Raw genomic sequence first — 26,349 nt, forward strand, 5'->3', positions numbered from 1 at the left:
AATGGCTTTGACCCCAATGATGCAGCAGTATTTTACAATCAAAGAGCAGTATAAGGACTGTATTCTTTTTTATCGACTGGGAGACTTCTATGAGATGTTTTTTGAGGATGCAGAGACTGCATCCAAGGAACTGGAGCTTGTCCTGACAGGTAGAGACTGCGGTTTGGAAGAGAGGGCACCCATGTGTGGAATTCCTTACCACGCAGCAGCGGGCTATATCGGTAAACTCATTCAGAAAGGATATAAAGTTGGAATTTGTGAGCAGGTGGAAGATCCGAAAGAGGCCAAGGGAATCGTCAAAAGGGACGTGATCCGAATTATTACTCCAGGAACACTTCTTGATGAAAATTTCGTGGACAATAAAAGGAATAATTATGTGATGGCAGTCACTTCTCATGAGGAGTGGTATGGGGTAGCGTTCTGCGATCTCTCCACAGGAGAGTTTCTAGGGACCTATGTACCACAAAAACTTTCGTCGCTTCACAATGAGATGAGCAAGTTCACCCCAAAGGAAGTCATCGTTACAGAAGATTCTCTGGGGGATGAGCTACAGAAAAAATGGAATGTTCTGGTGAATCTGAGAGAACTTGATGATTCCTTGGAAAAAGGCAGTGTGCAGAACTATTTCAAGAGTTTATCAGGAGGATACAATCGTGTGGTAGCTTCCGCATCTGCTCTTTTGCTTCAATATCTGGAGGAAACACAAAAAACCGCATTAACCAATATCACGCATTTAGAGATCTATAACACAGATGATTCTATGGCCCTTGATGTCAATACGAAAAGGAACCTGGAACTTACAGAGAATATCGTGGATAAGAGTAAGAAGGGAAGCCTTCTATGGGTTCTAGATGAAACAGAAACCGCCATGGGTTCGAGAAATCTGAGAAGATGGATTGAAGCTCCTCTTTTGAATAAAGAGCTTGTGGTGAAGCGTCTGGATGCTGTAGAGGCGTTTTATCAGAATCTGAATCTGTTGGAGGATATGAGAGAGGCACTGAAAGGTGTTTTTGATATTGAACGGATTGTTTCCAAGATTGCGCTCAAGTCCGTGAATCCCAAAGAAATGGTGACTTTAAAGAAGTCCCTAGGGAAGCTTCCGACTGTGGAAAGCCTCCTGAAGCAGGTGGATTACGGTGAACTTTCCCGGCTTTCCAGAAAGTTTGACGTGCTTTCAGATGTTCATGCACTTTTAGAAGACAGTATTGAAGAAGATGCTCCACTTGCCTTAAAAGATGGCGGTGTTATCAAGAGCAGTTTTCATAAGGAGATTGAGGAACTGCGGAATCTCAAGCAAAATGGAAAAAGATACATTGCTGAAATGGAGCAGAAAGAACGTGATTTCACAGGCATCAAAAGTCTGAAGGTTGGATACAACAAGGTGTTTGGGTATTACATCGAAATTTCAAAATCCAACTACAGCAGTATTCCGGAAGGCCGCTATATCAGAAAACAGACCTTGGCCAATGCAGAGAGATTCATCACGCAGGAGCTGAAAGACATTGAAGATAAGATTTTAGGGGCTGAAGAAAAGCTCGCAGATCTCGAGTACAAGGTATTTCAGGACATCAGAGAACAAGTGGCAGGTGAGATTGAGCGTCTCAAGCAGACTGCAAGAATCATTGCGGATCTGGACTGTTATCAGTGCCTGGCCAAAGTGGCGCGAAATAATGGCTATGTGAAACCTCAAATCAATGAAGATGGGAAAATTAGAATTCTTGAAGGACGCCATCCAGTAGTGGAGCAGATGATGAAAAAAGGGGAGTTTGTATCCAACGACCTGTATATGGATGGGGACAAAGAACGATTTCTCATCATCACTGGTCCCAATATGGCTGGTAAGTCCACCTATATGAGACAGACAGCGCTGATGAGTCTCATGGCACAGATTGGATCTTTTGTGCCTGCAAAAGAAGCAAGTTTACCCATATGTGACCGGATCTTCACGCGAATCGGCGCTTCGGACGATTTAGCTGGTGGTAAGTCCACATTCATGGTGGAGATGAGTGAAGTGTCAGATATTCTTCTGCATGCTACTGAAAGCTCCCTTATTATTCTGGACGAAGTGGGGAGAGGCACCAGCACGTATGATGGGCTTTCCATCGCCTGGGCGGTCATTGAGCATATTCTCAGTGAGATTCAGGGAGCAAAAACACTTTTTGCCACGCATTATCATGAACTGACTGCTTTGGAAGAGGAACTCTATGGCATCAGGAACTACTCCGTACTCGTGAAAGAGGTTGGGAAAAACATCGCGTTTCTTCGAAAAATCGTGCCTGGAGGCGCGGATGAATCTTATGGTATAGAAGTGGCAAGGCTTGCGGGACTTCCAAAGAACCTTCTTGCAAGAGCGAAAGAGATCCTGGCAAAACTGGAGAAAAAAGAGAAAAAGACAACAAAGGCTACACAGAAGGTGAAAGAAGATCCAGGAATTCTTCAGATGGGGATATTTGATTTCGAGAAAGATCAGGTGCTGGAAAAGCTGAGAAGTCTGGATGTTTTATCCATGAGTCCCTTGGATGCACAGCGCATTCTTTATGAACTGAACCAGGAAGCAAAGGACGTGAACTGATGGGGAAGATCAATCTTCTAACAAAAGATACTTTTAATAAAATCGCAGCAGGAGAAGTGGTGGAACGGCCGGCTTCTGTAGTGAAAGAGCTGGTGGAAAACTCCATTGATGCCGGAGCTACGGAGATTTATGTGGAGATTCAGTCTGGTGGAGAAGAACTGATTAAGATTGTAGATAACGGGGAAGGCATATTGGAGGAGGATCTTAGAAATGCCTTTCTTCCTCATGCTACCAGTAAAATCAGCACAGCCGATGATCTGTTTTCCATCCACACCATGGGATTTCGTGGAGAAGCACTCTCGAGCATAGCTTCCGTCTCGAAAATCCTCACCAGGTCCAAGACTAAAGAACAGGATGGCAGGGAAATCCTCATCGAAGGCGGAGAGATTCGATATGAGAAGTATTCCTCCATGGATCAGGGAACACTCATGGAAATTCGGGATCTATTTTACAATGTGCCCGCAAGAAAGAAATTTCTGAAAACCCCATCTAGAGAGGGGGCTATCATATCCGAGATTGTTTCAAAGATTTCCATGGCTCATCCCTCCATTTCCTTTCGATTGGTTGTAGATGGAAAGGAAATGCTGAGAACTTACGGTACAGGGAATCAGAAAGATGTGATCCGGCAAGTATACAGCAAGAAAGTTCATGACCATGTTTTTTATTTTGAGAATCATTTTGATTCCTTCAGCATCTTTGGTTTCATTGGACATGAAGAAATTTCCAGAGGTTCAAGGGCTCATGAGACAATTTTTGTCAATAAAAGGCTGGTTCAGTCAAAAGTCATCACTACCGCAGCAGAAAAAGCATTCAAATCATTTGCCACTGTGAGCCGGTTTCCCTTTTTTGTCATTAACATTGAAATCTTCCCTGAGCTCATCGATGTGAACATTCACCCGCAGAAGGCAGAAATAAAGTTTGAAGATGATGCTCATATATTCAAAAGTGTTTTCGGTACCATACATCAGTCTCTTCGCGAAGGGCTTCAAGAGACCTTCAGAATTCAGGAGGAAGAAGAACCAGACAGGTATGAGCAGCTGAGACAGCCAGAGACGGAGCCTGTGCGCATAGACATACCCCTCGATCTCACAAAGGATCCAAGGGTGCTGAAGATCGAAGAGGATCGGAAAGCGCTGGATGCCATGAAGAGAGAAGGGACAATACGGCAGCAGGAATCTGTAATCAGGGAGCCCTATGAGGAGTTGAAGCCGGATGCAGTTTCCCCTTTGAGAAGTGAAGAATATACAGTGAAACCCACTGCAAAATTCCCGATGCCAAGGATCATCGGACAGTTCAGAGCCACCTATATTCTGACTGAAATTCAGGATGAGCTGTACATCTTTGATCAGCATGCTGCCCATGAAAAAATAAATTTTGAGAAATATATGGAAGAAATCAGAAAGGGTCATGTGGCTGCGCAAGGTCTTCTAATTCCTGAGATTCTTGATCTTTCCATGGATGATTATCAGCTGTATCTTGAAAACAAAGAAGTTCTGAAGGAAGCTGGTTTCCTGCTGGAGGAGTTTGGTGACCGGAGTGTTGCCATCCGGGAAGTGCCTATTTTTCTGGGGAAAACAGAAGCAGCACCCTATTTCCATGAGATTCTGGATAACATCAGAAATCTGGGAAAAGGGAGCAAAGAGGAAGTGAAGTATTTAAGAATTGCGACCGCAGCCTGCAAAGCCTCGATTAAAGCGTATGAGGAGCTTACCATGGAAGAAATGAGACATCTTATTGAAACACTGCGTTTCATCGAGGAGCCTTTCTCTTGTCCTCATGGAAGACCGACCCTTGTAAAACTTACGGAAAAAGACATGCAAAAGATGTTCAGGAGAATAGTATGAGAAAAATTGTAATCATCGCTGGTCCCACTGGTGTTGGAAAAACTGAAATATCCCTTCAGGCGGCAGAGAGGCTGCAGGGAGAGATCATATCCTGTGATTCCATGCAGATCTATAAAGGGATGGACATTGGCTCTGCAAAGGTCACCAAGGAGGAAATGGAAAGAGTGCCCCATCACCTCATTGATGTGGTATCACCTTTTGATGCGTTCACGGTGTCCGATTATAAAGATCTCGCCGAGGAAGCCATCCATGACATCCATAAACGAGGCAAACCTGCCATTCTTGTGGGTGGCACAGGACTCTATATCGATGCTGTCATCAAGAACCTTTCTTTTACAGAAGGCGGCAGTGATGCTGCGCTCAGGAAGGAACTGGAAGAGGAAGCGAGGGAAAATGGTCCTCTCTTTCTCCACGAGAAGCTGAAAAAAGTAGACTTTGCGGCTGCCACCGCCATCCATCCCAATAACGTGAAACGTGTTGTGCGGGCTCTTGAGGTATATCACCTTACGGGAAAGCCTTTTTCCAGCTTCAAAGATGAACACGGATTGAGAAAGGAATATGAGATTCATTACTTCTATCTCAATAAAGACAGACAGAAGCTTTATGAGGCCATTGGTGAGAGAGTAGAGGTGATGATGAGAAAGGGCCTTTTGGAAGAAGTGACGCGTTTGCAAAAGAGCGGGTTGACTTCTTCCCATGTTTCGATGCAAGGGATTGGATACAAGGAAATCCTGTCTTATCTGGATGGTGTTCTTTCGTTGGAGGGCGCAGTGGATCTTGTGAAAATGAGATCCAGAAATTATGCCAAAAGGCAGCTGACATGGTTCAGAAATGAGAAGTATGCGGAAGAACTGTCGAAAGACCAATATTCTGATGAAGAAATCATAGAGATTCTAGAAAAATCCGGAAGAGAGTAGTACATTTTCTAAAACTGTATTATAATGAAAGAATCATATACAATAACTATGAAAAAGATAAATTGGGGGGAGTATCAGTGAGTAAAGCCATCAATAATTTTCAGGATGTTTTCTTAAATGGGGCAAGAAAAACAAAAATGACAGTGACCATCCATTTGGTGAATGGATTTCAGCTGAAAGGCGTGGTACGAGGATTTGACAATTATGTGATTGTACTGGAGACCGAAGACAAACAGATGCTTGTCTATAAACATGCGGTTACCACCATCACACCACTGAAACCCATCCTGATTCTGGATGAGGAAGAATAGAGCGTGAAAAGACCTGTCTTTAGGGACAGGTGCTTTTTTTTTGCAGAAATCGGATCATTTGAAAGCCAGAGACTTTGTGCTATAATGATAAATTGATTGTATAAATAGTAGGACATTGAAAGGAAGTAAACCATGTATTATAAATCAAAAGAGTATCTCATGAAAGAATACAACATCAGTGAAAAGGCTCTTGACCTTCATGAGAAGGCCATGGAAGCTGTGACGCCTCTCTTCAAAGAGTATGAGGATATTCGGGAATATAACCAGTTTAAGGTGCTCAAAGCATTTCAGGATGAGAAAATCAGCGATTATCATTTCACAAACACCACAGGGTATGGATATGGGGATATCGGCAGAGATACGATGGATCTGGTGTATGCAAGGATTTTCAAAGCAGAGAAAGCTTTGGTGAGACCTCAGTTTGTCAGTGGCACCCATGCCATATCCTGCGTGCTCTATGGCATATTGAGACCTGGAGACACCCTTCTTGCGATCACCGGCAGACCCTATGACACCATTCATGGAGTCATAGGCATCGGACAGACAGAAGAAGATGAAAATACAGGTTCACTTCATGATTTTGGCGTCCAGTATGCGGAGATTGAACTGAAGGACAATGCCATTCAAGTGGATCAAGTCCTGGAGTATCTGAGAAAAGATACATCGGTGAAAATGCTTCATATCCAGAGAAGTAAAGGATATGCAGACAGAAACAGTTTTACCATCGAAGAGATTGGAAAAGCCATAGGAGAGATCAGAACGGAATTTCCTGAAGTAATTATCTTTGTGGACAACTGTTATGGAGAGTTCATTGAAGAACGTGAACCCATTGAAGTAGGTGCAGATATCGTTGCTGGATCTCTCATCAAGAATGCAGGAGGCGGTATATCTCCTACAGGTGGATATGTTGCAGGTAAAACAGATCTTGTGGACCTGGCTTCTTACAGACTGACTGTACCGGGACTGGGAGGGGAATGCGGATCAACATTCGGTGTAATGCGTACATTTTTCCAAGGCCTTTTCCTTGCACCTCAGATTTCCATGGAAGCGCTCAAAACTGCAGTGTATACTGCAAAGCTTTTAGAACTGGCAGGATTTGAAGTGCATCCGAAAGCAGAAGCGAAGCGTACGGATATCGTGCAGGCCATCACCTTCAGGAACAAGGAGAAACTCATTGATTTTGTCAAGGGAATCCAATATGGAGCCCCCATTGACTCCAATGCAAGCTGCGAGCCTTGGGACATGCCCGGCTATAAAGATCAGGTCATCATGGCGGCAGGAGCTTTTATACAGGGCGCTTCCATTGAGCTGTCCTGTGATGCTCCAATTAGAGAACCCTACACTGCATATTTTCAGGGCGGCCTGAGTTTTGACCATGGAAAGATCGGTGTGCTCATTGCTCTCTCAAGAATCCTATAGATTCTCGAGAACTTATGCTATAATGAAATCAGTTTATTTCAAGAAATCTATATTTAAAGGAGAAGAGAATAGGCTTACAGCCTAGAATGAATGTATGGAAAGTGATTTAGGTCCCCAGTTGTTAACCATTGTTTTGCTTATACTTGTCAATGCTTTTTTTGCGATGGCTGAAATGGCCATGGTGTCTGCCAACAAAGTCCGGATTGGTGTGGAGGCGGACAAAGGAAATCCCAGAGCGCTAAAGCTACAGAAGATACTCGAAAGGCCCAGTGATTTTCTTTCAACCATTCAAGTTGGGATTACCCTCGCCGGATTCCTGGCATCCGCCCAGGCAGCCACAGGAATTGCGCAAGAAGTGACAATGCTCTTTGCTTCTATCAGCATCAGAATCAATCAGCAGGTGGCAATTGTTCTTATTACAATTGTTCTAGCATATTTCACTCTGGTTTTTGGTGAACTGTTACCAAAACGCATCGCTCTTCAGAACTCGGAGAAAATTGCCATGACCATGGTGCCGATCATAGGATTTGTCGCTATGATCCTCAAACCTTTTGTGATGCTTCTATCTTTTTCCACCAGTCTTTTTGCGAGACTTTTTGGTATTCATACGGATAAGCTGGAGGAAAATGTGTCTCTGGAAGAGATACGCTCCATCATTGAAGTTGGAAAAGAGAAAGGGGTCATCAATGAGACTGAACGTGATATGCTGGATGGGATTTTTGAGTTTGACAATAAGCTTGCAAGAGAAATCATGACACCAAGAACAGAAGTGGAAATGATTGAAATCTCTGAGCCCACTAATAATGTCATTGCAAAGGTCACCAACGGCAATTACTCCAGAATCCCCTTCTATCTGGATGAAGTGGACAATGTCATTGGCATTCTCTATATCAAAGATTTATTCCGCGAACTGGTCAATAAGGGAAAACCCGGCAGTATCGAAGAGATTCTGCGCAAGCCATATTTTGCGCCGGAAAACAAGTATATTGATGATCTTTTTAAAGAAATGCAGGTGGCCAATGCTCAAATGGCTATACTGCTGGATGAGTACGGTGGATTTTCAGGGATAGTGACCATCGAGGATATCCTGGAGGAGATTGTCGGAAACATTTATGATGAGCATGATGTGATGGACGAGTACATCAATAAAGTCACAGACAATATCTATCTGGTAGATGCTCTGGTCTCCATTGATGATTTTAATGACAGTCTTGGTTTTGAGATAGAATCCGAGAATGCGGACTCCATTGGTGGATATGTCATTGAAAGACTGGGACGTGTCCCCAAAAAGGGAGATTCCGTTTATTACCAAGGGCATGAATTCAAAGTACAGCAAATGGCTGGAAAAAGAATCAAAGTGCTGAAAGTCATCATGAATCAGGAAAAACTGGATAAAGGATATATTGATGAAGAATCATAACTGAATAAACGCCTGACAGAAATTATTCTGCCAGGCGTTTTATTTTTAATATTTTCTGTAGAGGCCTACCAATTTACCGAGGATTTCACATTCCATGACAATGATCGGTGCCATGCTGGAGTTTTCCGGCTGAAGCCTTACATGATTTTTTTCCTTGAAATATCTCTTGATGGTGGCGTCACTGCCAATCATTGCCACTACGATATCTCCGTTTTTAGCACTGCTGGCTTTTTCGATGATGGCAAAGTCGCCATTGTGGATTCCAGCTTCGATCATGCTTTCTCCCTCCACCCTCAGAATGAAGAGATCATTATCGTGCTTCACAAATTTTAGAGGCATCTGGAAGTAATCTTCAACGTTTTCTACGGCCAGGACGGGCTCACCTGCGGTGATCTTACCCACCATGGGGATTGGCACCATTTCGATGCTCTTGTTGATAAGTTCAGGTATCATCAAGGCACGAGGTTTTGTTGGATCCCTCTCAATTTTGCCGTCTGACTCCAACTGATTGAGATAGGAGTGCACAGAGGATGTGGACTTAATATCAAGCGCACTGCAGATTTCTCGGACAGATGGTGGATATCCCTTAGCCTCTGTAAAGGAAAGCAGATATTCATATACCATTTCTTTTTTTTCTTGGCCTTTTTTCATAAGTTCACCCCAAACTGATTTTAAGCCTATTATAGCATGGAAAAGGCTTGAAATCAAACGAATGTTCCTGAATGGGTGTTCTGATTCCTTGAGAATCAAGATTTTTTGGTACGACTCACTTTTTTCTTCTGAACATGTTAAAATAGGAGTGGACACTTACAGATGATACAGCTTCAATCTGTATTGTCTGTAAAAATATGGAAATATGGAGGGAAACCAATGTCAACACATATTGGTGCTAAAAAAGGCGATATCGCAAAAACAATACTGCTTCCAGGAGATCCGCTTCGTGCAAAATACATTGCAGAAACATTCCTGGAGAATCCGAAACAGTTCAACGAAGTACGGGGAATGCTTGGTTTTACTGGAACATATAAAGGGGTGGAAGTATCTGTCATGGGTACTGGAATGGGTATACCATCCATCTCCATTTATGTGCATGAACTGATACATGAGTATGGTGTAAAGAACCTTATGAGAGTAGGCAGCTGTGGCGCCATGCAGGAGCATGTGAAGATCAGAGATGTGATTCTTGCAAGCTCAGCATCCACCACCTCATCCATCAACAAAAACCGTTTTAGAGGCATGGACTTTGCTGCCACTGCAAGTTTTGAACTTCTTTACAAGGCCCATGAAAGTGCAAAAGGTCTAGGCATAGATGTTCATGTAGGAAATGTATTAAGCTCTGACATTTTTTATGATACAACAGGTGCGACAAAACTTTTCATGGACGCTGGAACTTTGGGCGTGGAGATGGAAGCAGCTGCACTATACACAGAGGCTGCTTTGGCTGGTGTGAATGCATTAACTCTTCTTACGGTCTCCGACAGTCTTATCACAGGGGAAGAAACCACAGCCCAGGAGAGACAGGAGACATTTAATGAAATGATGAAAATTGCACTGGAAACCGCTGTAGCCATGGCATAATTCCCTGGCGGTATCCATGAAGTGGGTATTGCTAAAGTGTCCGTTGCGACGGAATCAGAATCGGAGAGGGAGAAATCCCTCTCTTTTATTCGATAATTATTTATTGATTAACAATAAATAATGTGATAAGATATGTTCATAAAGGTAAAAGTGAGGTATCCAAATGAAAAGAATGAGTATTCCCCTGTTCCAGATCGGCGTATTATTTATCACCTTATGTATCCTGCTTCTCTGTGTTTTCTGGCTTCCCGATACCGCGGCATTTTTTGCGGAAGATGCACCGGAGTATGCCTATCTCAGATATCCGCTTCTCTTTGGCATTTATCTTACCGTACTCCCATTTCTCTTTGCCATTGTGGAAGGACTGAAGCTCAGCAGAAGAGTGGCCATCAATGATGCTTTTTCACTCAAGTCTGTGAACCATCTGAAAAACATCAAAAGATCCGCTTTTCTAATTACAGTGATGTATTTTACTGGGTTTGTGGTGCTGCTGCAGCTTGTGGATCTCAGCCCGGGAATCGGTCTCTTGGGTATCCTGATCATGCTGGCCTCTATGATGATTGGTCTTATTGCAGGCATTTTGGAGGAGCTTCTGAGAAAAGCGCTGGAAATCAAAGAAGAAAATGATCTCACTGTGTAAGGAGGGGGAAATTTATGCCAATTATTGTGAATTTGGATGTGATGCTTGCCAAAAGGAAAATGAGCGTCACAGAACTTTCTGAAAAGGTGGGGATCACCTTAGCCAATGTTTCCAATCTGAAAACCGGAAAAGCCAAAGCCATCAGATTCTCCACATTGGAAGCCATCTGTAAAGCATTGGAATGCCAACCTGGAGATATATTAGAATACAGATAACTATGAAAAATATGGATGAGATTCCATGAGTCTAAAGGAAATAGGGAAGATGATGAAAGAATATTGAGCTTTTTCTTCTATTTTTCCTTTGACATTTCATATCGTGATATTCTATACTGGACATAATCAATCAACTGAATAATACATGAGGTGCTTTTGTGTAGCAGCAAAAGCTTAAAAGGGAAAGAGGTTAGATTCCTCTACAGCCCCCGCTACTGTGTACAGGGATGAAATCTTCAATACCCACTGGATCATTGATCCGGGAAGGGGAAGAGAGTAAAGAGATCTGTAAGTCAGGAGACCTGCCTTGTTGTATGGATACTGCGAGAGCTTCGGTGGGAAGTTCGTGCGTTTTTATTTTGCCTGAAAACACACGGATTTCCGTGTGTTATTTTTTTTATAAGGAGGGAAAAGCATGCATCATATGGTCATTGCTGCCATTTCAAGCAGCTCTGGAAAAACTGCCGTAACCATGGGGATTTTGGCAGCACTGAAGGAGAGAGGGTTTTCCGTACAGCCCTTTAAGATCGGGCCGGATTTCATTGATCCGTCTTTTCAGAAAAAAGCATCCGGAAAGGTAAGCCATAATCTGGATCTTTTTATGATGGGTAAAGACGGGATACGCGATGTGTTCCAAAAAGCCAGTGAACATAGTGATATTTCTGTGGTGGAAGGCGTCATGGGTCTTTATGACGGCAGCGGGATCGCATCCATGGAGGGCAGCACTGCATCGGTTGCAAAGCTCTTGTCCATTCCGGTAATCCTGGTTTTGGATGCGAAAGCCATGTCCAAAACTGCAGCAGCGGTGGTTCTTGGTATAAAAGAGTTTGATCAGGATGTGAATCTCAGAGGGGTTATCCTGAACCGCGTGTCTTCAGCCCGGCATTATGAGCTCATCGAAAGCAGCATAGTGGAGAAAACAGGGGTTCCCTGTCTTGGATACCTGCCAGAGGATCCTGTCATGGAATTTCAGTCCAGGCACTTGGGTCTTCAGCTGGATCCCCTTTACGAGCGCGGAATCAGCGAAAAGATTGCAAACATGGGCAGGTTTGTTGAAATGCATCTGAACCTTTCAGATCTTCTAGACCTGACCCTAAAAGAATCGGACGCAATAAAGGCGGAGCATCCCATAGAGGAGAAAAAACAGAAGAAGGATCCGCTGCGGCTCGGCATCGCAGAGGATGAAGCTTTCAGCTTTTATTACGAGGATAATCTGAAACAGCTGCGACATAAGGGAGTTCAGCTGATTCCCTTCAGTCCTCTGAGAGACAAGCGGTTGCCTGAGCGCTTGGATGGTCTGTACTTCGGAGGCGGGTTTCCAGAGCTTCATCTGCGTGAGCTTGTGGAGAACAGCTTCCTACGTGAAGAAATCCGTAGGAAGCTGGAACAGGGAATGCCAGCCTTTGCGGAGTGTGGGGGGTACATGTACCTGACTCAGGGCATCAGAGACAAGGACGGGACCTTCCATGAAATGGTGGGCTTTTTCGAAGGATCCAGTGAAATGACGGATACACTGCAAAGATTCGGCTACACAAGCATCCGCATCGGTTCTTATGAGATGAAAGGTCACGAGTTTCATCATTCCCGGTGGGTGGGACAAGAAGAGAAAGAACAGGAATTCTTATGCATAAAACATTTTGGCAGCCGGGATGAAAGATATCGTACGGGTCAGAAGAAAAACAACTGCTACGGTTCTTATGTGCACATTCACTTACGGAGCTGCAGCGAAATAGTAGAGTCCATGGCACAACACTTAACAAAATGGAGGAATCAGAATGAAAACCCGATCTGCCGTTAACACACCTAAGCATATCGCTCTAGCTGGTCTTCTTATTGCACTTTCCTACGTAGGCGCTTTTCTGAAGCTTCAGGGAACCATTGCCTTGGATGCTCTTCCCGCTTTTTTTGGCGCAATCTTTCTTGGCCCTTTCTACGGAGGCATCATAGGAGCCTTAGGGCACTTCTTTACTGCGCTCTTCAGTGGGTTTCCATTATCTTTCCCCCTTCATGTTCTGATATCTCTTCTGATGATGGGGACAGTTCAAGTGTTTGGGGTACTGTATCAAAAAGGCCAGAGAGTCCTTGCAGCAGCTGCTGGTATTATCCTCAATGGACCAGTATCTCTTCTGGTCCTCTCGGTGGTTTCCAGCTTTATCGGCCTGCCCTTTCACGGGAAATGGATGTTTTTCAGCCTGGTCGTTCCCCTTAGCGCAGCTTCAGCTGTGAATATTCTGGGGGCAATTCTCATATGGAATCTTCTTCTAAAGAGGAAACTGAAGGAGAGAAGCTTATGAAATGGCGGGACCTCACCTTAGTGGATATTCATGAAGACTACTTACTGGCGGTATCCTGTGACAGCGCTGGGGGCATAGGGGATAAAACTCATGATGTAGTCAGAACATCGCCTTTTATTGTGGGCTATCATACAGCAAAAGTTGCGCTGATGGAGCTTCTCTGTGTCTATGGAGAACCGATTCTCCTATCAAGCACACTGTCTGTGGAGATGCATCCCGCAGGGGCTGAAATGATGCGAGGGATAGAGTCTCTTCTGAAGGAATACGATCCCTTGCATTCAATAGAACTCACAGGCAGCACCGAGGAAAACTTCCGGGTTACAGTCACCGGTCTAGGCGTTACTATAGTGGGACGGATAAAAAAGAGTCATTGGCCGCTGAAAAAAACAGAAGCGGAAGATGTGGCGGTTATGGTGGGTGATGCGAAGTATGGAGAAGAGGTGCTTCAGACTGAAAAAGAAAGATCCCTCACCCTCCATCACGTGAAGATTCTTAGAGAGCTGCCCTATGTCAGGGAAGTGGTACCGGGAGGATCAAGAGGGATGGCACATGAGATCGCCCTTGTGGAAAGAGCCTCACAGATTCGGTTTCTCCAAAGAGAGGCAGTGGAGCCTCTACTTTACCGCTCCTGCGGACCTGCAAGTGCACTGCTGGTGACTCTTAGGAAAGAGCACCTCAAAGATCTTCAGAAAACCTTGAACGTTCCCGTTCATGTATTAGGTGTATTCGACTAGAAAGGAGCAGTACAAATGGGGAAAATTACTTTAATCACCGGTGGAGCAAGAAGCGGTAAAAGCACTTTTGCGGAAAGTCTTCTCAATAAAACCCACCCGGTTCTTTACATCGCCACAGCCGTTCCAGTGGATGAAGAGATGAAGATAAGGATCAGGCATCATCGGAAAGACCGGAATCCCTCCTGGGATACTCTGGAGGCATTCTCTTCTTTACCGCAGCGGCTTGCAGAGCGAGAACGCTATTATGGAGGAATTCTTCTGGACTGTGTCACAGTTCTACTGACCAATCTTCTATTTATCAGAAGTGATCTGAATCTGGACTGTTATGAGGAAGAGTTCTGGATGAAGGCGGAAATGGAGATTCTCGAAGACCTGAAGAAGACTTTGGACTTTTTCAGAGGATCCTCTGCCGAATGCGTCCTCGTCACCAATGAGCTGGGACAGGGACTGGTGCCTGAAACAGCCTTCGCCCGAGCCTTCCGAGACCTTCAGGGCAGAGTGAACCAGTATCTTGCAAGAGAGTCTGATGATGTGTATCTTCTGGTGTCGGGCATTCCGCTATGCATCAAGGAGACCGATGATGAATGAGATTCTTCTGATGCTTCAGTTTTTTACCGTGGCGCCCATCCATAAGGAACTCCCTTATGATCAGGTGAGATTTACAAAAACAGCTGTGCTTTTACCGATTCTTGGAGGCGTCATTGGTCTACTGGAAGGAGGAGCCGCTCTTCTTTTGCAGATGTTATTCGGGCCGATATCATCAGTCCTCTTCATTCTGATGATGGATGCGTTTCTGACCAAGGGCATCCATCTGGATGGACTTGCGGATACTTGTGACGGGCTGTTTTCTAGAAGCGACCGCAAAACCATGCTGGAAATCATGAAAGACAGCCGTCTGGGCACCTTTGGAGCGCTGAGCCTTCTTTTCTATCTTCTTTTGAAGGCAGCACTTCTTTTGGAATTTGACAGAGTGATGATCTTAAAGCTGGTGCTTCTTCTTGCTGTCATTGGACGAAGCATGATGGTCTTTGGGGCGTTTAGAAGTGTTTATGCCAGACCCCATGGGTTCGGCGGCATCTACATCGGGAAGATCTCCATGTTGTCCTTGGTCATCTCTTCAGGAGCGGCGCTTCTTTATTCACAAGCACTGTTGGGAAGTAGTGCAGGAATCTCCTGGTTCGCCGTCTGCTTCCTCATCTTTCTGATGAAGCGCTTTGTGGAGAAACGGTTGGGGGGAATCACAGGAGATGTGTTAGGCGCGTTTATGGAAGTTTCCCAAGTGTTATTTCTCCTTGTCTATATGCTGATAGAAAAGTTTGGGGAGTATGTTTTGTGAGGACGCATGAATGCAGAAAGGAGGAAGAAAAATGTGTAAGAAAATCATGCTGGTGGGGACAGCATCTTCGGTGGGAAAAAGCACCCTATGTGCAGGATTGTGCCGGATTCTACAGGAGGATGGACGGAATCCAGCTCCTTTTAAAGCCCAGAACATGTCTCTTAATTCAGGGGTAACGCCGGAGGGTCTAGAGATGGGGAGAGCTCAGATTCTGCAGGCGGTGGCAGCAAAGGTGGTGCCGGATGTGAGAATGAATCCAGTTCTTTTAAAACCCACTTCCAATGAAGGCTCACAAGTGGTGCTCTTAGGGAAAGTCTATGGCGTGGTGGGGGGCGAAAATTACATCTCCATGAAAGAGGAGCTCTCTATAAAGGTGCTTCAGTCCTATAGGGAGCTTGAAAAGGAGCATGACACCATAGTGATTGAAGGAGCAGGCAGTGCGGCAGAGATCAATCTGAGAAAGAATGACTTTGTGAATATGGGACTGGCCAGGATGGTAGATGCACCGGTGCTTCTTGTGGCGGATATCGATAAGGGCGGAGCTTTTGCATCCATCTATGGGACCGTGATGCTGATGCCGGAAGAAGAGCGGAAGCATGTGAAGGGAATCATCATTAATAAGTTCAGAGGTACCAAAGCTCTTCTAAAGCCTGGTATCGATGAGATTGAAAAACTTGTGGGCATCCCGGTGCTTGGAGTGGTTCCTTACCTTCCTTTGAATCTCCCGGAAGAGGACAGTCTCATGGAGTATCCAAGAGTAGAAAGAATAAGAAAAGCGGACATTTCCGTAGGCGTGATAAATCTGCCTCATATCTCCAACTATACAGATGTACAGCCGCTTCTTATGTATCAAGATGTTGAAGTCCATATGCTATCACCTGAAGATTCCTTGGCGGGGATGGATCTTATCATCCTTCCTGGCAGCAAGAATACGCAAAAAGATCTGGAAGCGCTGAGAAGGGCAAAAATGGATGAAAAAATTCTGAAGGCCCATGAAGAAGGTGCTTTTCTCCTGGGAATCTGCGGCGGCTATCAGATGCTTGGGGAATCCTTGGAAGATCCTCATGAGGTGGAGTCTACGCTTATGGTATCCAGGGGATTGGGACTGGTTCCCATGAAGACCATACTGGAACAGAGAAAAAAAACCTCCCTTTTGGAGGGAGAAAGTATTCCGATGGAGTCTCCAGTGAAGGGATATGAGATTCATATGGGCAGAAGCACTTTTCAAAAAGACATGCAAAGACCTTTCCTGAGAATCAGAGAAAATGGAGAAATTACAGAGGAAGGATACTTTCATGAAGATGAGAGAATCATGGGCACATATCTGCATGGGATCTTTGACAACAGCGGATTTACAAGAAAACTTCTCAATCTCATCAGAAGGCATAAAGGACTGGGGGATATGAGCGAAGCGCCCCAAAACTACTGGGAGCAAATGGAAAAGGAGCTTACGCATCTTGCGGATACACTTCGAAATACCCTGGACATGGAGGCGATGTATGAGATTCTTGATGAATACCCCCGTGACTAGCATGCTTTTTGCAGTAGTGCTGGATTTTATAGCAGGCGATCCAAAGAGTCTCTGGCATCCGGTCATGGGGATTGGCAAACTGATCCATAAATTAGAGGGGAAGCTTTACCGGGAGAAAGACACTTCTTCCCTTAAAAAGAGAAAGGGCATTCTTCTTGTGCTTTTTGGGTCCATCACCGTTACAGCCTTTGTGTACATTATGCTGGCCTTAGCATTCGAAGTATCCTTTTGGCTTTACTATCTTCTTTCAGTGTACTTCCTGTGGACAGGTCTGGCGGGAAGAACACTGAAAGAGGAAAGCCTTAAGGTGCATTGTGCTCTATATTTGAATCAGCTGAAGGAAGCGAGAAAAAGGCTCTCTATGCTTGTTTCCAGACAGACAGAAGTGATGTCAGAGGAAGAAGTCATAAAAGCAGCGGTGGAAACGGTGTCCGAGAATACATCCGATGGCATCCTAGCACCACTTTTCTTTGGCGTTCTCTTTGGACCCTGCGGCATGTGGCTTTATAAGACGGTGAATACCATGGATTCCATGGTGGGCTACAAGAATGAGCGGTATGTCGACTTTGGCTGGTGTGCCGCAAAAACTGATGATGTGCTGAACTTTATTCCGGCTCGATTGACGGCCTGGTTCATTCTCTTTAGTGCTCCCTTTGAAGGAAGATCCTTAAAAAGAGCCATAAAGGTTTATAAAAAGTACAAGAACTGTCATGAGAGTCCCAATGCAGGGCATCCGGAATCCGCTGCTGCAGGAGTTCTTGGCATCTCCCTGGGAGGGAATGCCGTGTACTTTGGGAAACCTTTGTATAAACCGGCTTTGGGAGAAGCAGAAAAAGAGCCAGAACCGTCAGATATCATCACGACTGTCAGGATGATGGAGCGTGCCTACATCATGAGCGCGGTGATGCTTATCATGCTGACTGCCGTAGGGAGGTGGGTATTTCGTGTATGAGCATGGAGGCAACATCCATGGGTTTGAGACGCCTATGGTAGACTTTAGTGCCAACATCAATCCGCTGGGAATACCTGAGAAGCTTCGGATTGCCTGGATAGAACAAATGAAGGAGGTGACATCTTATCCGGATCCAGCTTACAGAAAACTGAAAAAAGCCATAGCAGATCATCACCTTCTATCAGAAAAAGCCGACATTCTTTTGGGAAATGGCGCTGTGGATCTCATTCACAGTGTGATAAAGAGTGTCAGACCTCAAGAGGTTCTCATTCCTTCTCCTGCTTTTTCGGAGTACCGCAATGCCAGCATCAGAAATGAAATACCATATCGGGAGGCTCTACTGTACGACAGCTTGGGTCATCTTCAGATGGAGAAGTTTCTAAAAGCGGTGCGTGACCGTTCCCTGGTGTTTCTCTGCAATCCCAACAACCCTACAGGAAAAGCACTGAAGGCTTCTGAGTTGGACCGGATTCTCAAAAAGATGGAAGAAACAGGGAGTTTTCTGGTGCTGGATGAGACGTTTCTTCCTTTTGTGGAAGAAGAAAAGAGACATTCACTGCTGGGAGAGGAGCCGGAAAACGTGCTCTTTCTCCGTGCTTTGACCAAAATCTATGGCATACCTGGAGTAAGGCTGGGCTATGGGATTCTATACAATGAGATTCTGGCAAAGAAAATGATTTCTCTACAGGAGCCCTGGCATATCAATACTTTTGCAGACATCGCAGGCCAGGTGGTGCTGAAAGAAACAGGGTATCTTCTGGAGACAGCCTCCTGGCTTAAGAATGAGAAAGCGTTTCTTTATCGGGAGCTATCTAAAGTGCCTTGGCTTACATGGATTGAAAGTGACTGCAATTTTATTCTGGTGAAATCTTCATGCGCATCAGCAGAAGAAATCCAGAAAAACCTTCTGGCGGATCAGATTTTGATCAGGCTGCCCTATGGGTTTAACGGACTCACCTCTCATCATTTTAGAATCGCTGTGAAAGACAGGTCATCCAATCTGAAACTGATGAACGCACTGCAAAAAATAAAAGACATAACATAAAAGACATTGAATGAAACGGAGTGAATATATTAATGTATAAAAAAAGTAAGTCAACAAAACTCATACTGGTTCTTTTCCTTCTGATGCTGGTATTCAGCGGCTGCAGTGGCAAGAAAGCGGAAAACGGCCCTTCTGTTCCAAGTGTGGAAACGGAAACGCCATCAGGAAACAGTCTTGATACAGCATATCCACTTGTTGTTACTGACAGTACAGGCAATGAAGTCACCATCTCGGAAAAACCCATGAATGTGGTGTCTTTGGCGCCAAGCATCACAGAAACCTTCTTTGCATTGGGCGTAGAAGAACTTTTGGTGGGCAGGACAGAATACTGTGATTATCCATCAGAGGTTTCCGGTATTGAATCCATTGGGACCCTTCAGGAGCCTAACATTGAAAAAATAGCAGAACTGGAAGCAGACCTTGTCATTGCCTCTACGCACTTTAAAGAAGAGGCTCAGAAAAAGCTGGAAGAGCTGGGGATCACAGTTCTTGTTCTTAATCCCAATGATAGCTTCGAAGGGGTTTATGATGTCATCGGAAAAATGGGAACTGTTCTGGATGCTCAAGTGAAAGCCGAAGAAATTGTGGTTTCTATGAAGGAAAAAGTTTCTTCCGTCGAAGAGAAGGTCAAAGAACTTTCCTCCCCATCGGTCTATTATGTGGTTGGTTACGGTGAGTATGGAGACTACACTGCAGGAAAGGGCACCTTCATCAGTGAGATGATTGAAAGGGCAGGAGGGATCAATGTTGCGGATGATGTAGAAGGATGGAGCTACAGTCTGGAAAAACTTGTGGAGCATGATCCTCAGATGATCCTTGTGTCAAAATATTATGAGACAAAAAGCGGGTTTATCAGTACAGAAGGATATAAAGAGCTGACTGCTGTGAAAGAAGATAAAGTGGTGGAGATCGACAGCAATCTTATTGACAGGCAGGGTCCAAGACTAGCCGATGGATTTGAGGCTCTGGCCAAGGCCATACACCAGGATGACTTCAGGTAGGGGGAGCCATGGCATATTATGAGAAAAGAAAGCACTACAGAAGACTTTTCTTCGGGATGCTCTTTCTCCTCATAGCCTCCATGATCTTGGCAACCACTGTGGGTGCAGCAGAAATTTCAATGAAGGACAGTCTGAAAATACTCATGGGAGAAATTCCTTATGTGAAGAAGCTCTTTTCATGGGCAGGGTCTGAAGAGAAGTTCCGTGTGATTGTTCTTTCAATCAGGCTGCCGAGAATTCTTCTTTCTGCAGTGGTTGGGACAGGGCTTTCTGTGGTGGGTGCCTCTTTTCAGGGGCTCTTTAAAAATCCCATGGCAGACCCCTATATCATGGGGGTGTCTTCCGGTGCAGCGCTGGGTGCGGCGGTTGGAATTACAGTTATATCAGGAGGATTTCTGCCGGTGCAGGTTATGGCCTTTATCGGCGCATTATCGGCGGTTCTTCTGGTGTTCCATATTGCAAGAATAGGTCATAAGATTCCAGTTCTACCGCTCATCTTAGCGGGTGTTGCCATCAGCGCCATGTCTTCTGCAGTGATTTCGATGCTGATGATTTTTCATCGGGACCAGGCGGATCAGATTATTTTTTGGACCATGGGTTCTGTGGCATCGGCTTCATGGGAAGACCTGCTCTTGGTAGGCCCCCTTGTGCTGTTGTCTGTAGTTCTTTTAAACTTGTACAGACGGGAGCTGAATCTTATGATTTCGGGTGAGGACACGGCATACAGCCTAGGTGTAGATGTGGAGAAAGTGAAAAAAGGACTTCTGATCCTCTCATCCTTCACAGTTGCGGTCATCGTTTCGGTCAGCGGAATCATCGGCTTTGTGGGACTGATTGTCCCCCATGGTGTACGAATGGTTCTAGGAGGCGACCATCGGGTGCTTCTTCCTTTTTCAGCGGTGGCTGGCGCTTTATTTATGCTCTTTTCGGACACACTGGCCCGTACGGTCCTTGCACCTATGGAAATACCGGTGGGGGCGATTACAGCTCTATTTGGTGCACCTTATTTCATCTTGCTTCTTTACAGGAGCAAAAAAAGTGGAGGCTTTGTATGAGTGAGTTAACTGTATCTTCTCTTCGATTTTCTTATGGAAAAGAGGAAGTGCTGAATGACCTTTCGTTTTATGTCAAGAAAGGATGCTTTTATAGTATATTGGGGCCTAACGGTTCAGGGAAGACCACAGTTCTTCGTCATATACAGAAACTGCTTCTGCCCCAAAGCGGGAAAGTGATGCTGGGTCCAGAAGAGATCAGGCAGATGAAAGTTCGGGATCTGGCGAGGAAAATCGCCACAGTCCCTCAAGAAACCCATGTGTCTGTTGATTTTCCAGTCCTTGACTTTGTGCTGTCCGGTAGAGCTCCCCATCTGAAAAGATTTGAGAATGAAACAACATCGGACTACAAAAAAGCTGAAGAGGCGATGATTGCTACAAATACCTGGCAATACAGCCACAAATCAGTGCAAGAGCTGTCTGGTGGTGAACTCCAAAGAGTGGTGGTGGCAAGAGCCATGGTTCAGGAACCAGAACTGCTTCTTTTGGATGAGCCCGTCTCACATCTGGATCTTCGGCATCAGATCCTGATCCTGGATCAGGTGAACAGCTATTGCAGAAGATATAACAGCACAGTGATTTCTGTTCTCCATGACATCAATCTGGCTATTACCTATAGTGATGAACTGATTCTTATGAGAAAAGGAGAAATTTTCGTAAAAGGGGCTCCAGAAGACATCATCACGGAAGAAAATCTAAGAGAAGTTTATGAAACAGAATGTCTGATCATCAAGAATCCATTGAATGGGAAACCTTATGTGATACCGAAGATCAGCAGAAGGAGAGAGGAAGAATGAGTAGCAAAGGACAGATTCACATCTATACTGGAGAAGGAAAAGGAAAGACAACCGCTGCGCTTGGCTTATCCATGCGAGCTGCGGGAAGAGACAGAAAAGTGCTGTTTGTGCAGTTTCTGAAGGGTCAGGATACGGGAGAGCAGTATCTGATGAATAAGATACCACAGATCACACATGTGAAACTTGCGAATGCACGGACCTTTTTCCATGCCTTGACTGATGAAGAACAGAGGAGCCTAATAGAAGAAACGGAAAAGGAATGGGAAAGCCTATATGAACAGATCTTGAACGGCGGATTTGATCTCGTGGTTCTAGATGAAATCATGGCGGCCATGTATCTTGGCATCATACCAGAGTCCAAAGTAATGAAACTTCTTCAGGAAAAACCATTTCAGATGGAACTCGTGTTGACAGGGCGTAACGCCCCTGATCTGATTTCGAAGGAAGCAGACCTTATAACTGAAATGAGAAAAATACGGCATTATTACGACCAGGGCATTTTATCCAGAGAAGGAACAGAATATTAGCGTTCTAAAGACATCTGCAGTGCAGGTGTCTTTTTCTGTCGAGAACGTTAAATCTACATCATTTCTATAATGACAGACAATAATAAGATTCGTAAGTAGATTGTTTGAGAGCTAAGAGCTAAATTATTAAACTATCATAGTTTAAGATGGGAATCCTTGATTTCATTGAAAATAATACACTTTTACGATAAAGTAACTAGTATAGAACGTTGTAAAACTCAATTTTATCAATGGGTGCGAGGTGTCGGATGGAGACGAAATTTAAAATTTCTCTAAAAAAATCTATGTTTATGTATGTTCTTTTACTGCTTTTCTGGGTTGTCATTGACGGAAAAATAACCGTAGAGTCTGTCCTTATAGGAAGTATTGCCGCCTTTGCTGTAATTATTCTCAATAAGGATTTATTTTTTAATCAGTCCGAAGGCGGACCTCTTACTTTCAAGTATCTCTTAAAGTATGCCAAAGTGATTGGTGTTCTTCTTGTGGAAATAGTGAAGGCCAATATTGCCGTTGCAAAAATTGTGCTGAAAAAGGATATGCCCATCGAGCCTATGTTTATTAAGGTTCCAGCATCTCCTAAGAAAAATTTTCATAAGATGCTCTATGGGAACCTCATTACACTGACTCCAGGCACCCTGACAGTGGATGAAGTCCAAGGAAATTTTATCATTCATGTCATAAACAGAAGTGCGGCAGAGGGGCTAGACGGAAATACCCTTGAGAAGCATGTGCTGGAGCTGGAAAGGGAAGAATCATGAGTACTTCGGTTTTAACAGTATACACAATAATCCTATCAATCTTTGCATTTATATGTCTTTATCGGGCTTATGCCGGCCCAACCACAGCGGACCGCGTGGTTTCAATCAATGTCATCTCCACAAAAGTCACTGTTCTGATTGCTGTCATTGCTGTTTTTACAGAACAGAATGAGTTCATCGATGTGGCTGTGATTTATGCGATGATGGGCTTCATTGCCACCATTGCGGTTTCAAAGTATATCGAAAAAGGGAAAATATATTAGGAGGTGTATCGCATGATTAAGGACATCATCATTCTTCTTTTGACATTATCCAGTTTATTCTTTTTTATGGTAGGCACCGTTGGCCTGATAAGGCTTCCAGATGTATTCAGCAGAATGCATGCAACGACGAAAAGCGATACACTGGGTGCTGGACTTGGATTACTGGCCCTCATAGTTTATAAAGGGCTGGATCCAGTGAGTCTCAAGCTTATGCTGATTCTTGTGTTTATTTTCATTACAAATCCTGTAGCTGCTCATATCATTGCGAAAGCTGCCTACCATAAAAAAATGAGAAATCAGAAGGAGGATGATCATGGAACTGTTTAATGTCATTCTCATTGTATTTCTCATCGTAGCAGCGATAGCGGTGGAAAGAACCAAAGATCTGCTAGGTGCAGTGATCATCTTCACTGCATACAGCCTGGTGATGTCATTATTATGGCTTCTTCTTAGAGCGCCAGATGTGGCAATGACAGAGGCTGCCATTGGTGCAGGAATAACTACAATACTTTTTGTCGCTGTGATCAGCCGTACAGGGAGGATGGAAAAATGAAAAAGATATTTACTTTTGCCATCCTAGGTGGACTTCTTCTTGTACTTCTTTCCAGTATTTCAGAGATTCCACCCCTGGGTGAGGAAAAGAATCCCTCCTATAACGAGATTTCTGAGTATTATGTTACTGAAAGTGTCCAAGACACCGGCGCGAAGAATATCATCGCAGCGATTATCACGGATTACAGAGCATTTGATACCCTTGGAGAGACCACAGTGCTCTTTACTGGAATAGCAGCTGTCAGTGCAATGATCGGAATATCCCATCATAAAGGAAAGAAGGAGGATCAGGAGCATCATGGATGATTTATTTGTCAAACTGACAACCAGAATGATTTTACCATTTATTCAGCTTTACGGGGTATATGTCATCCTGCATGGTCATCTGTCCCCTGGAGGAGGCTTTTCAGGAGGAGCAATTTATGCAGCAAGTATTGTTCTCTACACCTTAGCTTTTGGCCTGGAAAAAGGAAAGGAGAGGATGCCCCATGAGATTTCGTCTAAGATCGAAACAGGAGGGATTCTTGTATATGTTCTTGTTGGTTTATCTGGTATTTTTCTCGGATACACTTTTTTGACCAATATTGAGGCCGGATTTCCTATTGGCACCTTTGGAAAGGTACTGAGTGCGGGATTGATACCGGTGGTGACTTTTGCCATTGGCCTGAAGGTTATGAGCACCATTGTCACACTGTTTCATACGATGTTGGAGGAAGAGTCATGAACTTTAGAATGATCATAGAAAACATCAACTATATTGGAGCGATGATTCTATTTGTCATCGGACTATATACCGTTCTGACCCACTCCAATTTAATCAAGAAAATCATCGGGATCAATATTATGGAGACCTCAATCTTCCTGTTTTTTGTGTCCATTGGGTATAGAAAAGGTGCTGCTGCACCAATTTATGAGTCTATTAGCGGTGAAGGATTCTTTGTGAACCCCTTGCCTGCAGCTCTGATGCTTACTGGTATCGTGGTGGCTGTCAGTATCACTGCATTTTCCTTAAGTATTGTGATTAAAATTCATGAAGCCTATGGAACAATTGAAATGGATGAGATCATCAAGATAAGGAGTGTGGAGTCCGATGAATAGTCCTCATTTACCGGTGTATATCCTGATGGTTCTTCTTATTTTTGCGGTTTCCATACCTCTTTTTAAGAAAGCATATGGCAGATGGTTCCACGTTCTAATGTTGTGCGTTCTTGGCAGTGCGCTTGGACTGTCTCTTCTGGAACTTTTAAAGGTGAATAGGGAAGGGGCATACAGCTATACTTTTGGCAATTATGAAGCAGGGATTGGTATACAGTTTCTCGTAGACGATTTTTCAGCCTTAATGACGTTCATTGTCCTTCTTTTAGGGTTTCTTATCATCATGTATTCTTTAAAGGATCTTGATCATGAAATTGAACCGTCGAGGAGATATGGCTACTATACACTGGTTTTTCTTATGCTGTTTTCGATGATTGGGATGATTTTTACCAACGATATGTTCAATCTGTATGTATTTATGGAAATCTTATCCCTTGTTTCTGTTGCGGTGATCGCGATCAAAAAGAAGAAAGACACACTGATGGCTTCTATGAAATATCTGATGATGGGTGCCATTGGATCGGTAACGATACTCATGGGATTTGCTCTTCTTTACATGGTCACAGGGCATCTGAATATGACATTGATTTTTACAGAGATCAATGAGGTTTGGGAACAGTACCCCAGAAATGTTCTGCTGGCAATGGGGTTTATTCTTACTGGTTTTGGCATAAAGGCTGCCATTTTCCCCCTTCACAACTGGCTTCCAGACGCCCACTCCAGTGCCCCTTCACCATCCAGCGCTCTTCTGTCAGGACTTGTTGTGAAAGCATATGTCTTTGCCATTGCAAAAATGATGTATCGTGTGATCGGGCAGGATATTTCTGTAAATATTGGCATCAACAATTACATCATAATTTTTGCAGTCATGAGTATGATCATGGGATCGGTTTTTGCACTGACACAAAGAGATATCAAGAGAAGACTTGCTTATTCCAGTGTTGCTCAAATTGGATATATTTTCCTTGGATTAGCGCTTGCAACACCCTTGGGATTTTCAGCAGCCTTATTTCATGTCATCTCCCATGCATTCATGAAATCAGCGCTGTTTCTCAGTGCCGGCTCTATCATTTATCTCACAGGACGACGTGATGTCAAGAACCTGGATGGTATCGGCTATGAGATGCCTATTTCCATGACGGTCTTCAGTATTGGTGTGCTTGGCATGATCGGAATTCCAGGAACCAGCGGATTCATGAGCAAATGGTATTTGGGCCTTGCAGTTCTTGATGCAGGACATCCAGGGCTTCTTCTTGTCATATTGCTCAGCAGCTTTTTAAACGCACTGTATTACCTGCCCATTGTCATTTCTGCTTTTCTTCGGGAAAGACCTGGAGTCCCCCTTGAAATGCATAGAGATGGAATACCGAGAACCATGAAGTTATCTATGGTCCTTGTCGCTCTTGGAAGTATTGTGATAGGACTTTTTCCGCATCTTGTGATGGACATCATTGAAAAAGCTGTACCCACATTTATCCAGATGGGACTGTAGTGGA

At 44.2% G+C, this 26,349-nt stretch carries 30 protein-coding genes and 1 riboswitch; of the genes, 29 read left to right on the forward strand and 1 reads right to left on the reverse strand.

The window, feature by feature from the left end:
* The first annotated feature begins 1 nt into the window (after position 1).
* From mutS to DEF30_RS06535, 6 genes are all read left to right on the forward strand, one after another.
* Positions 2–2,572, forward strand: a complete 2,571-nt coding sequence (gene mutS, locus DEF30_RS06510; RefSeq protein WP_294097502.1) for a DNA mismatch repair protein MutS — start codon at positions 2–4, stop codon at positions 2,570–2,572.
* Positions 2,572–4,416: a DNA mismatch repair endonuclease MutL gene (mutL, locus tag DEF30_RS06515; protein WP_294097503.1), complete on the forward strand. Its 1,845-nt coding sequence runs from the start codon at positions 2,572–2,574 to the stop codon at positions 4,414–4,416. Before mutS ends, mutL begins: the two co-directional genes overlap by 1 nt.
* On the forward strand, positions 4,413–5,333 hold the full coding sequence (miaA, locus tag DEF30_RS06520) for a tRNA (adenosine(37)-N6)-dimethylallyltransferase MiaA (protein ID WP_294097504.1): 921 nt from the start codon (positions 4,413–4,415) through the stop codon (positions 5,331–5,333). Before mutL ends, miaA begins: the two co-directional genes overlap by 4 nt.
* 77 nt (positions 5,334–5,410) lie before the next feature.
* Positions 5,411–5,644 carry an RNA chaperone Hfq gene (gene hfq / locus DEF30_RS06525; protein ID WP_074909588.1) on the forward strand — a complete coding sequence of 78 codons (234 nt, stop codon included), beginning with the start codon at positions 5,411–5,413 and terminating at the stop codon, positions 5,642–5,644.
* Positions 5,645–5,776: 132 nt separating this feature from the next.
* Positions 5,777–7,063: a methionine gamma-lyase family protein gene (locus DEF30_RS06530; RefSeq protein ID WP_294097505.1), complete on the forward strand. Its 1,287-nt coding sequence runs from the start codon at positions 5,777–5,779 to the stop codon at positions 7,061–7,063.
* 94 nt (positions 7,064–7,157) lie between these two features.
* Entirely contained in the window at positions 7,158–8,483 is a 1,326-nt protein-coding gene (locus DEF30_RS06535; RefSeq protein ID WP_294097506.1) for a hemolysin family protein, read from the forward strand.
* A 45-nt stretch (positions 8,484–8,528) separates the two neighbouring features.
* Here the strand turns inward: DEF30_RS06535 and lexA are convergent, their stop codons facing one another.
* A complete protein-coding gene (lexA, locus tag DEF30_RS06540; protein WP_074909580.1) occupies positions 8,529–9,134 on the reverse strand; it encodes a transcriptional repressor LexA in 606 nt (201 codons plus the stop codon).
* A gap of 219 nt (positions 9,135–9,353) precedes the next feature.
* On the opposite strand from lexA, the gene deoD reads away from it, so the two are divergent.
* The 23 genes from deoD to DEF30_RS06655 all read left to right on the forward strand — a co-directional run bounded on the left by deoD (position 9,354) and on the right by DEF30_RS06655 (position 26,345).
* A complete protein-coding gene (gene deoD / locus DEF30_RS06545) occupies positions 9,354–10,061 on the forward strand; it encodes a purine-nucleoside phosphorylase (RefSeq protein ID WP_294097507.1) in 708 nt (235 codons plus the stop codon).
* 163 nt (positions 10,062–10,224) lie between these two features.
* Positions 10,225–10,701: a DUF2975 domain-containing protein gene (locus tag DEF30_RS06550; RefSeq protein ID WP_294097508.1), complete on the forward strand. Its 477-nt coding sequence runs from the start codon at positions 10,225–10,227 to the stop codon at positions 10,699–10,701.
* A 14-nt stretch (positions 10,702–10,715) separates the two neighbouring features.
* Positions 10,716–10,916 (forward strand): helix-turn-helix transcriptional regulator, encoded by a 201-nt coding sequence (locus tag DEF30_RS06555; protein WP_074909574.1) that lies wholly within the window; start codon positions 10,716–10,718, stop codon positions 10,914–10,916.
* A gap of 131 nt (positions 10,917–11,047) precedes the next feature.
* A riboswitch (cobalamin riboswitch) is annotated at positions 11,048–11,241 on the forward strand.
* Between the two features lie 90 nt (positions 11,242–11,331).
* Positions 11,332–12,714: a cobyrinate a,c-diamide synthase gene (locus DEF30_RS06560; RefSeq protein WP_294097509.1), complete on the forward strand. Its 1,383-nt coding sequence runs from the start codon at positions 11,332–11,334 to the stop codon at positions 12,712–12,714.
* Positions 12,692–13,210, forward strand: coding sequence for an ECF transporter S component (locus tag DEF30_RS06565; RefSeq protein WP_294097510.1), 519 nt, complete (start codon positions 12,692–12,694; stop codon positions 13,208–13,210). Before DEF30_RS06560 ends, DEF30_RS06565 begins: the two co-directional genes overlap by 23 nt.
* On the forward strand, positions 13,207–13,944 hold the full coding sequence (locus tag DEF30_RS06570; RefSeq protein ID WP_294097511.1) for an AIR synthase related protein: 738 nt from the start codon (positions 13,207–13,209) through the stop codon (positions 13,942–13,944). Before DEF30_RS06565 ends, DEF30_RS06570 begins: the two co-directional genes overlap by 4 nt.
* Before the next feature lie 15 nt (positions 13,945–13,959).
* Positions 13,960–14,532 carry a bifunctional adenosylcobinamide kinase/adenosylcobinamide-phosphate guanylyltransferase gene (cobU, locus tag DEF30_RS06575; protein WP_294097512.1) on the forward strand — a complete coding sequence of 191 codons (573 nt, stop codon included), beginning with the start codon at positions 13,960–13,962 and terminating at the stop codon, positions 14,530–14,532.
* Complete coding sequence (gene cobS, locus DEF30_RS06580; RefSeq protein WP_294097513.1) at positions 14,522–15,280, forward strand: adenosylcobinamide-GDP ribazoletransferase; 759 nt, start codon at positions 14,522–14,524, stop codon at positions 15,278–15,280. The genes cobU and cobS overlap by 11 nt, the downstream gene beginning before the upstream one ends.
* Before the next feature lie 31 nt (positions 15,281–15,311).
* Positions 15,312–16,811 (forward strand): cobyric acid synthase, encoded by a 1,500-nt coding sequence (locus DEF30_RS06585; protein WP_294097514.1) that lies wholly within the window; start codon positions 15,312–15,314, stop codon positions 16,809–16,811.
* Positions 16,780–17,763 (forward strand): adenosylcobinamide-phosphate synthase CbiB, encoded by a 984-nt coding sequence (gene cbiB, locus DEF30_RS06590; RefSeq protein WP_294097515.1) that lies wholly within the window; start codon positions 16,780–16,782, stop codon positions 17,761–17,763. The genes DEF30_RS06585 and cbiB overlap by 32 nt, the downstream gene beginning before the upstream one ends.
* Entirely contained in the window at positions 17,756–18,808 is a 1,053-nt protein-coding gene (locus tag DEF30_RS06595; protein WP_294097516.1) for a histidinol-phosphate transaminase, read from the forward strand. The genes cbiB and DEF30_RS06595 overlap by 8 nt, the downstream gene beginning before the upstream one ends.
* 32 nt (positions 18,809–18,840) lie before the next feature.
* The gene (locus DEF30_RS06600; protein WP_294097517.1) at positions 18,841–19,809 is read left to right on the forward strand and encodes an ABC transporter substrate-binding protein; all 969 of its coding nucleotides are present in this window, start codon (positions 18,841–18,843) and stop codon (positions 19,807–19,809) included.
* Between the two features lie 8 nt (positions 19,810–19,817).
* Positions 19,818–20,864, forward strand: a complete 1,047-nt coding sequence (locus DEF30_RS06605; RefSeq protein ID WP_294097518.1) for an iron ABC transporter permease — start codon at positions 19,818–19,820, stop codon at positions 20,862–20,864.
* Positions 20,861–21,658: an ABC transporter ATP-binding protein gene (locus DEF30_RS06610; protein WP_294097519.1), complete on the forward strand. Its 798-nt coding sequence runs from the start codon at positions 20,861–20,863 to the stop codon at positions 21,656–21,658. Before DEF30_RS06605 ends, DEF30_RS06610 begins: the two co-directional genes overlap by 4 nt.
* The gene (locus DEF30_RS06615) at positions 21,655–22,185 is read left to right on the forward strand and encodes a cob(I)yrinic acid a,c-diamide adenosyltransferase (RefSeq protein WP_294097520.1); all 531 of its coding nucleotides are present in this window, start codon (positions 21,655–21,657) and stop codon (positions 22,183–22,185) included. Before DEF30_RS06610 ends, DEF30_RS06615 begins: the two co-directional genes overlap by 4 nt.
* 284 nt (positions 22,186–22,469) lie before the next feature.
* Positions 22,470–22,943 carry a Na+/H+ antiporter subunit E gene (locus tag DEF30_RS06620; RefSeq protein ID WP_294097521.1) on the forward strand — a complete coding sequence of 158 codons (474 nt, stop codon included), beginning with the start codon at positions 22,470–22,472 and terminating at the stop codon, positions 22,941–22,943.
* Positions 22,940–23,206 (forward strand): monovalent cation/H+ antiporter complex subunit F, encoded by a 267-nt coding sequence (locus DEF30_RS06625; protein WP_294097522.1) that lies wholly within the window; start codon positions 22,940–22,942, stop codon positions 23,204–23,206. Before DEF30_RS06620 ends, DEF30_RS06625 begins: the two co-directional genes overlap by 4 nt.
* Positions 23,207–23,218: 12 nt before the next feature.
* Positions 23,219–23,533, forward strand: a complete 315-nt coding sequence (gene mnhG / locus DEF30_RS06630; protein WP_294097523.1) for a monovalent cation/H(+) antiporter subunit G — start codon at positions 23,219–23,221, stop codon at positions 23,531–23,533.
* Complete coding sequence (locus DEF30_RS06635) at positions 23,520–23,759, forward strand: hydrogenase subunit MbhD domain-containing protein (RefSeq protein WP_294097524.1); 240 nt, start codon at positions 23,520–23,522, stop codon at positions 23,757–23,759. Before mnhG ends, DEF30_RS06635 begins: the two co-directional genes overlap by 14 nt.
* On the forward strand, positions 23,756–24,064 hold the full coding sequence (gene mbhE, locus DEF30_RS06640; protein WP_294097525.1) for a hydrogen gas-evolving membrane-bound hydrogenase subunit E: 309 nt from the start codon (positions 23,756–23,758) through the stop codon (positions 24,062–24,064). Before DEF30_RS06635 ends, mbhE begins: the two co-directional genes overlap by 4 nt.
* The gene (locus tag DEF30_RS06645; protein WP_294097526.1) at positions 24,057–24,482 is read left to right on the forward strand and encodes an MnhB domain-containing protein; all 426 of its coding nucleotides are present in this window, start codon (positions 24,057–24,059) and stop codon (positions 24,480–24,482) included. The genes mbhE and DEF30_RS06645 overlap by 8 nt, the downstream gene beginning before the upstream one ends.
* Positions 24,479–24,856, forward strand: a complete 378-nt coding sequence (locus tag DEF30_RS06650) for a cation:proton antiporter subunit C (RefSeq protein ID WP_294097527.1) — start codon at positions 24,479–24,481, stop codon at positions 24,854–24,856. Before DEF30_RS06645 ends, DEF30_RS06650 begins: the two co-directional genes overlap by 4 nt.
* Positions 24,849–26,345: a proton-conducting transporter membrane subunit gene (locus DEF30_RS06655; RefSeq protein ID WP_294097528.1), complete on the forward strand. Its 1,497-nt coding sequence runs from the start codon at positions 24,849–24,851 to the stop codon at positions 26,343–26,345. The genes DEF30_RS06650 and DEF30_RS06655 overlap by 8 nt, the downstream gene beginning before the upstream one ends.
* The last annotated feature ends 4 nt before the right edge of the window (positions 26,346–26,349 follow it).

It is taken from the genome of Proteiniclasticum sp. (assembly GCF_003514505.1).
Classification (GTDB): Bacteria; Bacillota; Clostridia; order Clostridiales; family Clostridiaceae; genus Proteiniclasticum.